Origin of the sequence: Myxococcus sp. MISCRS1 (assembly GCF_026626605.1) — a bacterium.
In the GTDB taxonomy this organism is placed as follows: Bacteria; Myxococcota; Myxococcia; order Myxococcales; family Myxococcaceae; genus Myxococcus; species Myxococcus fulvus.
Genome location: NZ_JAPNKB010000001.1, coordinates 6,121,298 through 6,134,787, shown reverse-complemented (window position 1 = coordinate 6,134,787; position 13,490 = coordinate 6,121,298). Strand labels below are relative to the sequence as shown.

At 70.7% G+C, this 13,490-nt stretch carries 12 protein-coding genes; 8 read left to right on the top strand and 4 right to left on the bottom strand.

Features of this window, described 5'->3' with window-relative positions; translation table 11 throughout:
* The first annotated feature begins 4 nt into the window (after window positions 1–4).
* The 3 genes from OWM54_RS24375 (at window position 5) to OWM54_RS24365 (ending at window position 2,770) form a co-directional block, all read left to right on the top strand.
* Window positions 5–748, top strand: coding sequence for a hypothetical protein (locus OWM54_RS24375; protein ID WP_223751918.1), 744 nt, complete (start codon window positions 5–7; stop codon window positions 746–748).
* Window positions 745–2,052: an ATP-binding protein gene (locus tag OWM54_RS24370; RefSeq protein ID WP_267699047.1), complete on the top strand. Its 1,308-nt coding sequence runs from the start codon at window positions 745–747 to the stop codon at window positions 2,050–2,052. Before OWM54_RS24375 ends, OWM54_RS24370 begins: the two co-directional genes overlap by 4 nt.
* A gap of 157 nt (window positions 2,053–2,209) precedes the next feature.
* Window positions 2,210–2,770, top strand: a complete 561-nt coding sequence (locus OWM54_RS24365) for a response regulator transcription factor (protein ID WP_248546672.1) — start codon at window positions 2,210–2,212, stop codon at window positions 2,768–2,770.
* Between the two features lie 229 nt (window positions 2,771–2,999).
* On the opposite strand, the gene OWM54_RS24360 is transcribed toward OWM54_RS24365, so the two are convergent.
* Together OWM54_RS24360 and OWM54_RS24355 are read right to left on the bottom strand one after the other, a co-directional pair.
* Window positions 3,000–3,593, bottom strand: coding sequence for a hypothetical protein (locus OWM54_RS24360; protein ID WP_267699046.1), 594 nt, complete (start codon window positions 3,591–3,593; stop codon window positions 3,000–3,002).
* Window positions 3,594–3,610: 17 nt separating this feature from the next.
* On the bottom strand, window positions 3,611–4,237 hold the full coding sequence (locus OWM54_RS24355) for a hypothetical protein (protein WP_223751922.1): 627 nt from the start codon (window positions 4,235–4,237) through the stop codon (window positions 3,611–3,613).
* A 280-nt stretch (window positions 4,238–4,517) separates the two neighbouring features.
* Here OWM54_RS24355 and OWM54_RS24350 point away from each other — a divergent pair, with 280 nt between their 5' ends.
* The 5 genes from OWM54_RS24350 to OWM54_RS24330 all read left to right on the top strand — a co-directional run bounded on the left by OWM54_RS24350 (window position 4,518) and on the right by OWM54_RS24330 (window position 11,310).
* A complete protein-coding gene (locus OWM54_RS24350; RefSeq protein ID WP_223783928.1) occupies window positions 4,518–5,483 on the top strand; it encodes a hypothetical protein in 966 nt (321 codons plus the stop codon).
* 27 nt (window positions 5,484–5,510) lie between these two features.
* The gene (locus OWM54_RS24345) at window positions 5,511–6,308 is read left to right on the top strand and encodes a hypothetical protein (RefSeq protein WP_267699045.1); all 798 of its coding nucleotides are present in this window, start codon (window positions 5,511–5,513) and stop codon (window positions 6,306–6,308) included.
* Window positions 6,309–6,344: 36 nt separating this feature from the next.
* Window positions 6,345–7,877 (top strand): hypothetical protein, encoded by a 1,533-nt coding sequence (locus OWM54_RS24340; protein WP_267699044.1) that lies wholly within the window; start codon window positions 6,345–6,347, stop codon window positions 7,875–7,877.
* A gap of 11 nt (window positions 7,878–7,888) precedes the next feature.
* Window positions 7,889–10,291, top strand: a complete 2,403-nt coding sequence (locus tag OWM54_RS24335; protein ID WP_223751926.1) for a hypothetical protein — start codon at window positions 7,889–7,891, stop codon at window positions 10,289–10,291.
* An 83-nt stretch (window positions 10,292–10,374) separates the two neighbouring features.
* Window positions 10,375–11,310, top strand: a complete 936-nt coding sequence (locus tag OWM54_RS24330; RefSeq protein ID WP_267699043.1) for a WD40 repeat domain-containing protein — start codon at window positions 10,375–10,377, stop codon at window positions 11,308–11,310.
* 9 nt (window positions 11,311–11,319) lie between these two features.
* On the opposite strand, the gene OWM54_RS24325 is transcribed toward OWM54_RS24330, so the two are convergent.
* Both OWM54_RS24325 and OWM54_RS24320 read right to left on the bottom strand, forming a co-directional pair.
* Entirely contained in the window at window positions 11,320–12,465 is a 1,146-nt protein-coding gene (locus OWM54_RS24325) for a methanobactin export MATE transporter MbnM (protein WP_267699042.1), read from the bottom strand.
* Window positions 12,466–12,481: 16 nt separating this feature from the next.
* A complete protein-coding gene (locus OWM54_RS24320; RefSeq protein WP_267699041.1) occupies window positions 12,482–13,342 on the bottom strand; it encodes an MbnP family copper-binding protein in 861 nt (286 codons plus the stop codon).
* Between the last annotated feature and the right edge of the window lie 148 nt (window positions 13,343–13,490).

Here is a 13,490-nt window from a genome sequence, read left to right as displayed (position 1 = left end):
CGCCATGGCCTCTGTCGTGAAGCCGTTCGTGCTGCTCGTGTGTCTCACCGGCTGTGGCGGCGGGGAGCGCATCGAGGGGATGCAGTTGAGCCTGGGGCTCACCACGGGCCGAGCGCGGAGCGTCCCGGAGGCGGCGGGGGCTCGCACGCTCGTCACGGACGAGGGAGCTCGCGCCACGCTCGCCAGGGCACTCGTCACGCTGGGCAGCGTGGAGCTGTTCAGGTGCGAGGAGACGGGCCTGCGTCAATGGCTGCGGGCGCTGTCGCCGGTGGGCACGGCGTGGGCGCACTCGACGACGAACGCGCTGCGGCTGGGCACGCCGCACGTGGTGTCCCTGGGTGAGTCGGACGGCGCGGTGGTGGCGCTCGGGGTGCTGCATCCTCCGCCGGGGCGCTACTGCCGGGCGCGGCTGACCTTCGAGCCGGCGGACTCGGACGCGGAGGGCCTGGGCGCGGCGCTCCAGGGCGCGCGGCCGGTGGACATGCTGGGGTTGAGCCTGCATGTCCGCGGGACGCTCGAGGACGGAGAGGCGCGCGACTTCGAGTTCGAGACGCGCGGGCGCTCGTCGGTGGACGTGGTGTTGGATGGGGTGGAGCTGTCGGAGGCCTCGCCGAGGGCGGAGCGGGTCTTCACACTGGCGTGGGATTCGTGGCTGGATGGCGTGGGCCCCGGCGAGTCGCCGCGCAACGTGGACATGCTGGGCAACGTGGCCCGGTCCGCCTCGCTGCAACCTCCTGTCGTGCCATGACGCCTCCTGTCGCCAACGAGCCCGCCTCTCGCGCCCGCATCAACCTGGAGTGGCTCTTGCGGCTGCGCTGGGGCCTGCTGCTCGGGCAGGCGCTGGTCATCGCGCTGGCGGCGTACGGGCTGGAGCTGGCGCTGCCGGTGGCGGTGCTGGCGGGGCTGTTGGGGCTGGAGGCCGCGACGAACGTGGCGGTGCGCGCGTGGCTCGGCCGGGCTCGGGTGAGCGAGGCCACCATCGGCAAGCTGATGTTGTGGGACACGCTGGTGCTCACGGGCCTGCTGGCGCTCAGTGGAGGGACGCACAACCCCTTCACGACGCTGTACCTGGTGAACGTGGCGCTGGGCACGGTGCTGCTGCCGGCGCGGTGGATGTGGGGCCTGTTGGGCTTCACGTTGACGGCGTTCGGCTCGCTGTTCGTGTTGCAGGACGTGGAGCTGGTGCCGGGGCTGTCGCGTCCGGACCACGCGGCGCTGATGCGGCTGCACCTGAACGGCATGTGGGTGGCGTTCGCGGTGGCGGCGGGCTTCATCGTGTACTTCGTGCAGCGGGTGACGCGGGCGCTGGAGGAGCGCGAGGAGGAGCTGGCGCAGGCGCGCGTGCAGCATGCGCGGCGGGAGAAGGTGGCCTCGCTGGCGACGCTGGCGGCGGGCGCGGCGCACGAGCTGTCGACGCCGCTGTCGACCATCGCGGTGGTGTCGAAGGAAGTGGAGCGGGCGCTGGCGTCGGCGGGGACATCCGAGGCGGTGCGTGAGGACTTGAGGCTCATCCGGCAGCAGGTGGACCGCTGCCGCGACGTGCTGGTGCAGATGTCCGCGGACGCGGGACAGACGACGGGCGAGGCCTTCCATCCGATGCCGCTGGGCAGGCTGGTGGAGGACTCGCTGGCGGAGCTGGCGGGGGTGGAGCGGGTGAAGGTGGAGCTGCCGACGGCGCTGAGCGGGCGGTGGGTGCAGGGGCCGCCGCGCGCGCTGGCGCGGGTGGTGCGCGGGTTGGTGAAGAACGCGCTGCAGGCGTCGCCTCCGTCGAAGGCGGTGGAGCTGCGGGTGGTGGAGGGCCAGGGCGGCGCGAGGCTGGAGGTGCGCGACGGGGGGGCAGGGATGCCCGCGGATGTGCTGGCGCGCGCGGGTGAGCCGTTCTTCACGACGAAGGCGCCGGGCGAGGGCATGGGCCTGGGGTTGTTCCTGGCGCGCACGCTGGCGGAGCAGCTCGGGGGGTCGCTGGAGCTGCGCTCCACGCCGGGACAGGGCACGGTGGCGAGCCTGGCGCTTCCGCTCGGTGCGCCCGTCGTCACGGAGGTGGCGTCGTGATGCGCCCGGTGCACATCGTCGCGCGCGGGAATGCAGCGTCCGTGACATGCGCTGAAGGTCCTCGGCAGGTTCGGGACGAATCGCTCGTCTCGCGAACGTGCGCGGCGCGAGGCCTCGCGCATGATGCGGATGCGCCGCACGCTCGGGAGACGAAGCCGTGAGCACCTCTGTCGGTGATGGCCACCACCCGAGCCTCCTGCTCGTGGACGACGACGCGACACTGCGCGAGCGGCTCGCGCGGGCGTTCCGCGAGCGCGGATGGGAAGTGACGACGGCGGGCGACTACGACGAGGCGCTGACCGCCGCGAAGCGCGAGTCCCCTGAGTACGCGGTGGTGGACCTGCGCATGCCCGGACGCAGCGGGCTGGAGGTGGTGAAGGACCTGCTCGCCGTGGACGCGTCCACCAAGGCCATCGTGCTCACGGGCTATGGGAGCATCGCCACCACGGTGGATGCCATCCGCCTGGGCGCGGTGAACTACCTGCCCAAGCCCGCGGACGTGGACGACATCCTCGCGGCCTTCGCGCGGGCCAGCGGTGAGCCCTCGCTCGCCGCGCCCGAGACCTTCGAGGCACCGTCACTCGCGCGCGCGGAGTGGGAGCACATCCACCGCGTGCTCGCGGACTGCGCGGGCAACATCTCCGAGGCCTCGCGCAAGCTCGGCATCCACCGCCGCTCGCTCCAGCGCAAGCTGCAGAAATACCCGCCCGCTCGCTGACGCGCCTCACACGCGACGCGGGCTCGGCCCTCCAGCGCGAGCTGCAGAAATACCCGCCCGCTCGCTGACGCGCCTCACACGCGACGCGGGCCCGGCCCTCCAGCGAGAGCTGCAGAAATACCCGCCTGCTCGCTGACGCGCCTCACACGCGACGCGGGCCCGGTCCCTGGCCGCGCGACAGGAAGGCGCAGCTCACACCCGACAGGGCCAGGAGCGCATCCCCCCGCGCTCACGGATACGTCACGCTGAACGTCACCGGCCCCTTCAGGTACTTCAGGCCCTCCGCGGAGCGGCACCCCTTCTCCACGTCGGCCGTCAGGTACGTGGTGGTCCGCACCGCGGTGGCGCCCTGGAACTTGCCCGACAGCACCTTCCCCGTCTGCGTCACCAGCGTCGTCGCCTCCTGCACGGACACGTGGGACTGCCCCATCAACACCGTGGACGTCTCCGCCGTGTTCCACGTCACCACCTGCCGGCCCGCCCCCGCGCGCGACAGGTCCGCGCACGACAGCCCCCGCACCAGGCTGGGCGTCTCCGAGCCCAGCGTCGCCGACGTCACCGCCGAGCCCAGCACCGTCACGCACCCGCTCACGCTCGCCAGGAACGACACCTCGCTGTCCCCCGGCTCCCCCTTGAGCCCCGTGCCGTACTTCGCCTCGCCCAGCCCGAGCGGACAGGTGATGAGCACCTTCTCCAACGGACGCTCGAGCGTCATCCCGCTCCCCCCCGTACCCTCCATCAGCGGCCCCGCCGCCTGACGCCCCTCCCCTCCACAGGCCAGCACCCCGAGCAGCAACACCGCGCACGCCGACGTCCCACGCATGTGCATCCCCCCCTGGTTCAAGTCACGGTGCGGATGAGCTCGAGCGTCGCCGGTCCGCTCAACCAGATGAGCCCGCCCGGTGAGTCACAGCCCTTCTCGATGTCCGCGTTCAGGTACGTCACCGTCAGGATGGCCATCGACTCCAGGAAGGCCCCCGACTCCACCGTGCCCGTCAGCGTGAAGACCGTCAGCGGCCCCTGCGCCAGCTCCCGCGACTGGCTGAACACCAACGTGGACGTCTCCCCCGTGTTCCACCGCACCACCTGCCGCACCGTCCGGGGCGTCAGCAGGTCCGCGCACGAGTAGCCCGCCAGCAGGCTCGACTCGAGCGGCAGGCTCGCGGACTTCACCCCGGACGCCGGAATCGTCACGCAGTTGCTCAACGTGGTGGCCCCCGCCACCGTCACGTCCTTCGCCCCCTCCGACAGCCCCGGCAGGTACGACGCCTGGCTCACCCCCACCGGGCACGTGACGACCACGCTCCCCAGCTCGCTCTTCGCGCTCGGCTCGGCGACGGCGGCGGCCACCTGTTCCCGGGACGCCCCCCGCTCCTCCTCCCCGCTCCCCGCCGACACATCGAAGGTCGACGTGAGGGCGAGCGCGGAGAGAAGCACCATCACCGCCGCCAACAGACTTCTGCGCATGGCCACCACTCCCGACTTCGCGTTGCTCCCCCAGATAGGAAGCCCGCCCCGGCAAGCCCATCCGGCCCCGCGCCCAAGCGACGCTGACGGACGCTCACACCACCCCGCGGACACGGCCCGGTGTGCGCCACCCACCACCCCGACTGTCCACCGCCCGGAACTTTCCCGGTGACCCCCTCCACGACCAACCCGGGCGCATCGGCGCGTATAGCGGCGGGGGCCATTCCACGCGGCTTTTCCCTGACCCGCCCGGTCAGCGGGAGCGCGCGCAAAGACAGCCATGAAACTCACCACCGCACTCTCCGTTGGAGTCCTGTCCACGTTCGTCTGGAGCGCGCCCGCGCTCGCGGAGACGTCCGTCGTGGACCTCATCTCACCGTCGCGCTGCACGCTCAGCGGCGGCCGGCTCACCCGCTGCGCCATTCCCACGCAGACGCTGAACGCCACGCCGTTCACCAGCGCCGTGCCGCTGCGCACCACCGTGCGGCGCGTGCTCACCGGCAACTGCTCCACCCAGTACCCGCTGGAGGTGACACTCACGCCGCCGGGCAACGCCGGCACCCGCTACACCTTCCTGGGCACCCCGGAGCTCGTCCTGAGGGACCTGGACCGCGAGCTCATCGCCTCGCTGGAGCTGAAGGACTCCTCGCCGTGGACGAACGCGGCCGCGTTCAACGAGACGTGCCGCGTGTCGCTCAACATCACCTGGAACGAGGTGGACGTGGACTCCGCCGCCCAGGCGCAGTCCATCCTCCAGGGCCTGCAAAGCACGCTCGCCACCAAGGTGGCGCAGCGCGAGCACCTGGCCAGCCTGGTCGAGTACAGCGCCGCCTTCGACTACATGAAGACGCTGTCCAACAGCTTCCTCGTGGACCTCAACAACGAGACGGCGCACGCGCTGCACGCCCAGGCGCTGGAGGCCGGCCCCGTCATCTTCCAGGCGGCCATGGGCTGCGGCGGCGTGCTCACCCCCGAGGAGAGCATCACCCTCACCAACTTCTACTTCGTGCTCGGCTCGCTGGGCGACCCCACGAAGTACCACCACCCGGACGGCTCGCCCAAGACGCTCGAGGAGCTCATCGGCCCCGCGGCGCTGCCCGTCATCCAGAAGCTCTCCCAGCTCTCCGCGGCCGGCGCCAAGGAGCAGTACCAGGCGCAGTACCTGGTCGCCGCCCAGGAGGCCGCCGCCGCCCAGGCCCAGGTCGACCTGGCCACCGCGCAGCTGGCCCCCTGGCTCAACCCCTGACCCCTCTTTTCCCAGGACAACACCCTCATGAAGACCTTCATCCAGAGCCTGTGCACCCTGCTGTTCCTCGGCGCCACCGCGTGCGGCGCCCCCTCCTCCACCGACGTCTCCGACGACACGGGCGCGTCGCTCGACACCACCGAGCAGCAGGCGCGCTGCGAGACGTGTCCGGGCGGCGGCGGCGGAGGCGGCGAGGAGGACCCGCCCCCGCCCATCATCGTGCATGGCTATGAAATCGACCTGCCGCTGTTCAGGCCGTCGATGCTGCCCGCGGGCTGGTGCTACGTCTACGTCGAGGGAGGTGGACACATCTGGCCGTGCAACGGCGCGGGCAAGGCCACCATGGACTGGCTCGGCGGCAACAGCGTGTTCCACGCGAGCCGGGACAGCTGGTACCAGGAGGATGTCTTCTATTACAGCCGGCTGATGACGCAGCTGCCCGCCACGGACGGCTTCGTGCCCATGGCGCAGACGATGGGCTACTACAGCCACCCGCAGGACCTCCCGGGCCTGGTGCGAGGCTCGGTGGAGCTGCTCGTCCCCAACCAGTGGCCGCTGCCCGGTGCCGCCACCAGCGAGATCACGCTCGCCCTCCAGGTCCAGGAGAACGGCGTCTGGGTGAACAAGGCGACCAGCCACATCGCCATCACCAACCTGCGCCAGATGCATGAGCTCCAGGCCGTCGTGTACCCGAACCAGGAGGTGCGCTTCGTGGTGAGCGGCAAGGCCCGCGCGGACCACGAGATGCGCTACCTGCTGTGGAAGGTCCGCATGTTCGGCGCCCAGTGCTACCCGGACTTCGCCAACGGCGGCGCCTGCCTCTAGTCCGTCTCCCCATTTTCCGAACCTCGGAGTCACACCATGTCGAGAAGACCCGCGAGGACCCGCGTCCTCGGTTCGCTGCTGCTTTGCCTGGGGGCCGCCGGCTGCGGCACCGACGCGAGCACGCCGCCCGCCGTCGAGCCCCAGACACCCGCCGCTCCCACCGAGCAATCCCTGTCGACCAGCGACGTCTGCGTCCAGATGTTCTTCTGGGGCAGGGACCGCAAGCTGTGCAAGCCCCTGGGCACCAGCATCGACACCCTCCTGGCCGACTTCCGCCCCCTGCAGGAGGCCATGTGCAACCAGGAGCAGAACGCCGAGCTGCGGCAGCAGTGCCTCGGCAAATCGCCCTACGTCTTCGTCCCGAAGGGCAACCCCGCCGCGCCGCTCCAGTGGATTGCCGACGTGGAGAGCGTGCAGTCCTACTTCCGGCTGTCGATGGGCGCCTCCATGACCATCTACGAGGAGAGCCTGTCGAAGATGGCGGACCTCGCCTCGGAGATGACCGGCCCGTCCGAGGAGGAGCTCAAGCGGCGGCGCACGCGCATCACCGAGCGCCGGGGACAGCTGGGTGAGAAGCTCAAGGCGCGCGCGGCCGCCGAGCAGGGCACCGCCAAGGCGGACCTGGCCGAGCAGCGCGAGCTGCTCTCCGCCTACGAGGCCACCTTCAACGCCTATCACTCCGCCGTGCAGGCCCTGGCGCCCGCCATCACCGACGTCTACGAGGACTTCGTCACCTACCGCGGCACGGAGGCCGCCGTCTTCGCGCAGCTCGAGGACATCGCCCAGCGCGCCTCCACCTCGACCATCGCCCAGATGGGCCCCCTGCAGTTGGAGCTGGTGACGCTCGCCCGCACCGAGAGCCAGCGGCCCCAGGAGCTCTGGATGGAGTCGCGCCGGCTGGGCAACGCGCTGTCGCAGCTCCAGACGCTGCACCAGGCGAGGCTCGCGCACTACGCGGACTTCATCACCCGGCACGCCATCCCCCAGGTGAACCTCACGGAGCGCTCCGGCGTCATCCTCAACAACATCGCCGGCTACTCGGACGCGCGCTACGCCCGCGTCGCGGAGGTGGTGAAGAAGCTCTTGCAGGGCCTGACGGCGCGTCAGACGGCGCTCGTGGCGGCCCAGGCGGACCTGGCCACGCGCCAGACGATGGCCAACGCGGCCACGCTGAAGGCGTCCCAGGAGTTCCTCGCCAGCGCCAACGCGCGCACCACCGCGCTGTGGCAGCTGCCGCCCCGCAGCCAGACGCTCAACCTGTTCTTCCTGGCCACCAAGCACGTGGACTTCGAGAGCATCCTCCAGCTGGAGCCCCTGTGCCTCCACGTGGGCCCCAACGCCACGGGCTGGATGGAGTCGGGCTGCATCGCGCTCCGGCGCCAGTTCACCAGCGCGCGCAACTACCTCAACACGACGCTGCCCAACATGGTGCGGCTCAACGTCACCCAGATGCGCCGCGCCGGTGTCACCGAGGCGCTCCTGGTGGACGTGGACACCCACCTCAACAACGGCAACCTGCGCCAGGCCGTGCTCTCGCACGACGTCGCGCTGCGCGCCTCGGACCTGTGAGGACCCCACCCATGAGACCATTCCTGTCACGGGCCCTGGCCCTGCTGCTCGCGGGCACGGCCCTGGCGCCCGACGACGCGGACGCCACCTACCGCAACTACGCCATCGCCTGGAAGTCCACGTCCTTCCGCAGCCAGGGGAGCTGCCAGGTCACGACCGGGCTGGCGCAGGAGGGCCAGGCGAACTTCTCCGTCAACGCCGTCCCCCTGCCCACGTACACCGCGCCGAACCGCTACGTGCTCTACGGCAACGGCGACGACTCCAACATCTTCACGGCGGGCTTCAACGCCACGCTGCTGCGCTGGGGCGCGAACCACTTCTACTTCGGCGCCGCCGTCACCGGCTCCACGCAGACGTGTGTCATCGCGGATGACTTCGTCACGCTGGAGACGGGCGGCCTGTCGGCCCGCCCCCTCTTCATGGTCAAGCGCCGGGGCACCCACTTCGAGGGCGAGTCCTCGGTGATGCTCGACCTGAAGGAGATCAACCCCGGGCTGTCGGCGAACCTGGAGCGGCTGGAGCAGACGCTGCACGACCGCAAGGCGCAGCTGCTCAGCCTCGGCGGCGACCTCGCCGCCGCGCAGGCGGAGCTGGACCGGCTCGCCGAGCTGAAGGCGGAGATCGACGAGCTGTCCAAGCGCCCGCTCGACTCCATCACCGAGGCGGACCTCAACGACATCCTCTCGCGCTACGGCGACATCGACCCGCGCGTGCGCGGCGCGCTCCAGCAGCTGCTCCGGGACTTGAAGAAGGACCTGGAGGCGCTGCGCACGGAGCTGACGCGCATCATGGACGAGTTCCGCGGGCAGCTGGGCGGGCTGGATGACTGGCTCGCGGGCACGCCGCCGCCGAGCGGCCCGGACCTGGGCGACTCCGGCACCTACCAGCCGGGCAAGGACGCCGAGGACATCCCGGACGTGGAGCTGCCGGACCTCAACGTGCCCGACGACTTCGACCCGGACAACGACCCGTACCTCGCCTACGCGCAGCAGGTGCTCCAGCAGCTGGAGACGACGCGGCAGAACGGCGCGGTGGTCAACCGCTCGGGATTCATGAGCATCACCCGCTCCTGGCGCCAGAACCAGGACATCTTCGAGAAGGCCATCCAGGGCCGCGGCTCGGCGGTGTCCCAGGAGGAGGTGGGCGCGTTCATCAACGCCCGCACCCTGGTGCTGAACACGGTGCGGCAGCACATGGACGAGGAGGGCTGGTTCCTCGACACGCCGGTGCGCCCGTCCACGAAGGCGCTCATCGAGTACCTGCGCGGACGCGCGGACACCCGCAACCAGGCGGACGGGCTGCAGGCCAACCTCAACCTCTGGCAGGGCGCTTCGCCCACCGCGCAGCAGGACGCCATCCTGGAGACGCTCGACGGTCTGCGCGGCGGCTGGCAGGCGGTGGAGAACGGCGCGATGGCCGAGGACCCGAACATCATCACGCGGCTGTTCGGCATCGGCGAGGAGGCCCAGGTCATCATCAAGGAGGTGGCGTTCTTCGGCCTGGCGCTGACGCCGGTCGGCGACTTCATCGACCTGTGCGAGGTGGTCACCGGCTGGGAGCACTGCATCCCCGGCGGCAGGCGGCTCGAGGTGGGGGAGCGCATGTTCTCCGGCCTGGGCCTCATCGTCGGCAGCGGCAAGTTCTGGCGCGGCGTGGCCGACGCCGTGGCGCCCCTGGGCAAGGCCATCGCCAACGAGTGCGAGACGCTCATCCGGGCCTGGAACGACCTCCCCGACAACTTCACCCGCATGCACATGGTGCAGGCGCTGGGACCCCAGGCCATCCCCCACGTGGGCGGGCTGACCGGCAAGGAAGTCAAACGCATCATGGTCAACGTGGGCGAGGAGCACGTCAGCAAGCTCGCCCAGCTCCTCAAGAAGAAGGGCCTGCGGGAGCTGGAGGAGATGAGCATGCTCAGCCTCCCCGCGCTCAAGCGCCAGTACGCCCTGACGCATGGCCAGGCGGTCAAGGCGCTGGGCACCATGCCCGGCAAGACGGTGGCGGAGCTCAAGACGCGGCTGCAGCAATTGAACTTCACGGAGCTGGCTCCGGCGGGGTCCGGAAACTGGGTCCACGTGGATGGCTCCGTCGTCCGCATCCAAGCGGCCACCCCCTCCCGGCCCGCCTATTTCCGACGGGAGATCGCCGACCCCGCGGGCAACATCAACCGGGATGCCATCGTGGCCAAGGTGACGGGCGCCAAGAAGTTCGACGACGACGGGTATCCCATCGACGAGGACGTCTTCAGTCCGCCCGAGTGGACGGACTCGGCGGGCGCCATGCTCCAGGTCCGCAACTGGTTCGCCGCGACGATGAACGTGCGCCCCGACGAGGTGCTGAGCAAGTACCCCGACGCCATCAACGAGCTGGAGAAGGTCTGGATGAAGCAGACGCACTTCGACCTGCTGCCGTAGTGCGATGATGAATCCCCGGGCCATCCGTGACACACCACGGGTGGCCCGGGGCCTTCGTGTCTCTTGTATCGGGAGTCCGCCGAATGACGCAGGTCCTCCGTTCCGACAATGGCCCGCGCTGGATTCAGCGCTCCCGGCTGGGCACGCCCGCGCCCGGCCCCGTCGAGTTCCAGCAGGTCGCCTTCTCCTCCGACGGAGAGCTGCTGGTGGCGCTGGAGCAGAAGGGCGGCGAGCGGCTGCGCTGGTGGCGCTGGCGGGAGGAGCGGCAGCTGGGCGAGGTCACCGTCTCCCAAGGCGTGGCGGTGCAGGCGCTGCCCTCGCTCGGCGGCCTCGCGGTGACGGACGCGCGCTTCCAGGTCGGGCTGTACTCGCTGGAGGACGGCCGGCCGCTGCGGCTGAGCCGCGTACCGGACTACGAGGTGCGCGGGCTGGAGGTGAGCCCCGACGGCACCCGGCTGGCGATGCACGACCTCACCGGCAGCGTGCTGTTGTGGGACACGCGGACCTGGACGTCGCTCGGTCAGCTCCAGGGGCCCCAGCAGGAGGTCGCCAGGCTCGCGTTCTCGCCGGACGGGCGGCTGCTGGCCGCCGCCTGCCTGCGCGGCCACGTCGTCGTCTGGGACGTGGCGAGCGGCAATCCCATCCTCGTGCACGTGGAGGCCGACGAGCAGTTCGTCTCGGTCGCCTTCCACCCCGCGGGCACGGAGCTGGTCGCCACGACGACCGGCCCGCGCATCCAGCGCTTCCGCCTGAGCGACGGGGGCCTCGCCGGGACGCTCCGGGGCCCGGTGGCGGGCTCGAGCCAGGCGACCTTCAGCCCCGACGGCGGACTGCTCACCGTCACCCGGTACGGCTTCAGCGTGCTCGACGCGCGGACGAGCACGCGCGTGTTCCGCCACGAGGTGGACAACGACTTCTACGCCGCCAACGCGGCCTTCAGCCCGGACGGCACCGTCATCGCGTGGGGCGAGGACGACGGCACCGTGGGCCTGTGGGGCCTGCCTCCGGAGCCACGCTGAACATGGCCCCTACTTCCACGGATTGGAGAAGCGCGGGTCGGTGGTGAAGTCGGTGTCCGTGAGGCTCTTCAGGAAGGCGATGAGGTCCTGCTTCTCCTCGTCGGTCAGCTCGAAGGGCCGCACCAGCGGGTCCTTGTTCGGGTTGTTGCGCCCGTCACCCGCCAGCGGCCCCTCCGTCACGTTGCGGCCACCGGACGTGTAGTGCTCGATGACGGCCTCCAGCGTGGGGATGCTGCCGTCGTGCATGTACGGCGCCGTCAGCTCCACGTTGCGCAGCTGCGGCACGCGGAAGCGGCCGTGGTCCAGCGCGTCGTGGGTGAACTCGAACAGGCCCGGGTTGTCGGGCGGGTACGCGCCCTTGCCGTCCAAGTCGTACAGGCCCGTGTTGAAGAACTGCGCCACCTGGGGCTTGGTGTCCTTGGCGCGGAACGAGTTCGAGAGGTGCCGGCCGCTGTGGCAGTGGTAGCACTCCGCCCGCTCGCCGAAGAACAGCTCCATGCCCCGCCGGGCCGAGCGAGACAGCGCCGCGTTGTCGCCCTGCAGGTAGCGGTCATACGGCGAGTTCCCCGACAGCAGCGTGCGCTGGAAGGACGCGAGCGCCTTCACGATGGAGCCCTGGCTCACCGGCTCCGGTGCGTCCGGGAACGCCGCGCGGAACAGCTCCGGGTACTTCGCGTCAGCGCGCAGCCGCTCGAGCGCCTCCTCCAGCTTCGGCGTCAGCCCCAGCTCGGTGGGGAACTCGTTGAACAGCGGCACCAGCGCCTGCGACTCCAGCGTCTCCAGGAGCGGGTTGGCCCAGGTGTACGTGCCCAGGTACGCCACGTTGGCCAGGCCCGGCGAGTTGCGCGCGACGTGGTCCCCCGTGGAGCCCGTGGGCGTGGCCTTGCCGTCGGAGAAGGCCCGGGCCTGCTCGTGGCAGCTCGCGCAGGACATGGTGCCGTTGCCCGACAGCCGCGTGTCGTGGAAGAGGTGGCGCCCCAGCTCCACCTTCTCCACGGACATGGGGTTGTCCTCGGGCACGAAGGGCTCGGGGAAGCCCGCGGGCAGGCTCCACGCGTAGGCCGGCGGCGCCGGACGCCCCGGCGCGTCACCCCCACAGCCCGCGGCCGACAGCAGGGCCACGGCCACGCTCAGCTTCCCCGCACGCGAAGACATCAGCCCGCTCCTTCTCTCAGCGCACCTTGAAGAACGTCTTCGGCAGCGCCTTGGGGGTGCCGTCCGCGTTCAGGCCGAACTGCGACAACAGCGGCGGGCACTCCGGGTCCGTGGGGCCGGACATGCAGCCGGGCATCATGTCCGAGCCCGTCGGCGTGCGATTCACGTCCAGCTCCGACAGCAGGCCCGCGACGTCCAGCACCACCTGGTTCGTCTCCGGGTCGAAGCCGTCCAGCGCGACGGTGGCCTGGTTGGCCGCGCCGCACGTGTAGCCGTCCGCGTTGGAGCCCTGACAGCCGGACGCGCCCAGGTGGAAGTAGTACGTCGCGTTCTGCTGCGAGCGGATGTCCAGCTTCACGAACTTGTAGCCGCCCTGCCAGCTCCACCACATGTCACGCACGTCCAGGGGCGCGGGCTCGACCTCCACGTCCAGGTGGTTCCTGTCGGGGGGCAGGCCCACCTTGAACTCCAGGCCCGTGTAGTCGTCGTGCTCGGGCGCCGTGCCCGTCACCTCGCGGTGCGTCCCGGGGCTGCCCGTGCGGCAGGTGCCAGTGCCGTCCTCGAAGTCCAGGAGCGCGATGGCGTCACGCTGCCACTCGCCGTCCTGCGCGAGCTTCAGCGCGTGGCGCTCGCCGTTGGCGCGGATGAGGGTGACGTCGCGCACGTACATGCGGAAGTCCAGCAGCTCGATGACGCCGCGCGACGTGCCGATGTCGGTGAAGCTGGTGGTGCACGACAGCGCCTCCTGCCGGACCTGCGGGCTGAAGCGCACGGTGTACGCCTTGGACTCGACGTCATCGTCTCCGCCGCAGCCCTGGGCGGCGAGCAGCAGGGCGGGCAGCAGGGCTCGCGACAGGGGCTTCCAGACGGCGTTCATCGAGATGACCTCCAGGACGGTGACTCAGCGATGAGGCATGGGTACCAGCAAGGGGACACCCGCCGGCTGTGGCATGTTGTCGCGGCGGGAATGTCCGCCGTCGGGCGGGAGCCCCGGGGCGCAAACGCCGCCGGAATCCGGACATATC

Excerpts from the sequence above, each read along its gene's own strand:
- OWM54_RS24375 (WP_223751918.1), top strand. The coding sequence starts at position 5 with ATGGCCTCTGTCGTGAAGCCGTTCGTGCTGCTCGTGTGTCTCACCGGC.
- OWM54_RS24370 (WP_267699047.1), top strand. The coding sequence starts at position 745 with ATGACGCCTCCTGTCGCCAACGAGCCCGCCTCTCGCGCCCGCATCAAC.
- OWM54_RS24360 (WP_267699046.1), bottom strand. The coding sequence starts at position 3,593 with ATGCGTGGGACGTCGGCGTGCGCGGTGTTGCTGCTCGGGGTGCTGGCC.
- OWM54_RS24355 (WP_223751922.1), bottom strand. The coding sequence starts at position 4,237 with ATGCGCAGAAGTCTGTTGGCGGCGGTGATGGTGCTTCTCTCCGCGCTC.
- OWM54_RS24350 (WP_223783928.1), top strand. The coding sequence starts at position 4,518 with ATGAAACTCACCACCGCACTCTCCGTTGGAGTCCTGTCCACGTTCGTC.
- OWM54_RS24345 (WP_267699045.1), top strand. The coding sequence starts at position 5,511 with ATGAAGACCTTCATCCAGAGCCTGTGCACCCTGCTGTTCCTCGGCGCC.
- OWM54_RS24340 (WP_267699044.1), top strand. The coding sequence starts at position 6,345 with ATGTCGAGAAGACCCGCGAGGACCCGCGTCCTCGGTTCGCTGCTGCTT.
- OWM54_RS24335 (WP_223751926.1), top strand. The coding sequence starts at position 7,889 with ATGAGACCATTCCTGTCACGGGCCCTGGCCCTGCTGCTCGCGGGCACG.
- OWM54_RS24330 (WP_267699043.1), top strand. The coding sequence starts at position 10,375 with ATGACGCAGGTCCTCCGTTCCGACAATGGCCCGCGCTGGATTCAGCGC.
- OWM54_RS24325 (WP_267699042.1), bottom strand. The coding sequence starts at position 12,465 with ATGTCTTCGCGTGCGGGGAAGCTGAGCGTGGCCGTGGCCCTGCTGTCG.
- OWM54_RS24320 (WP_267699041.1), bottom strand. The coding sequence starts at position 13,342 with ATGAACGCCGTCTGGAAGCCCCTGTCGCGAGCCCTGCTGCCCGCCCTG.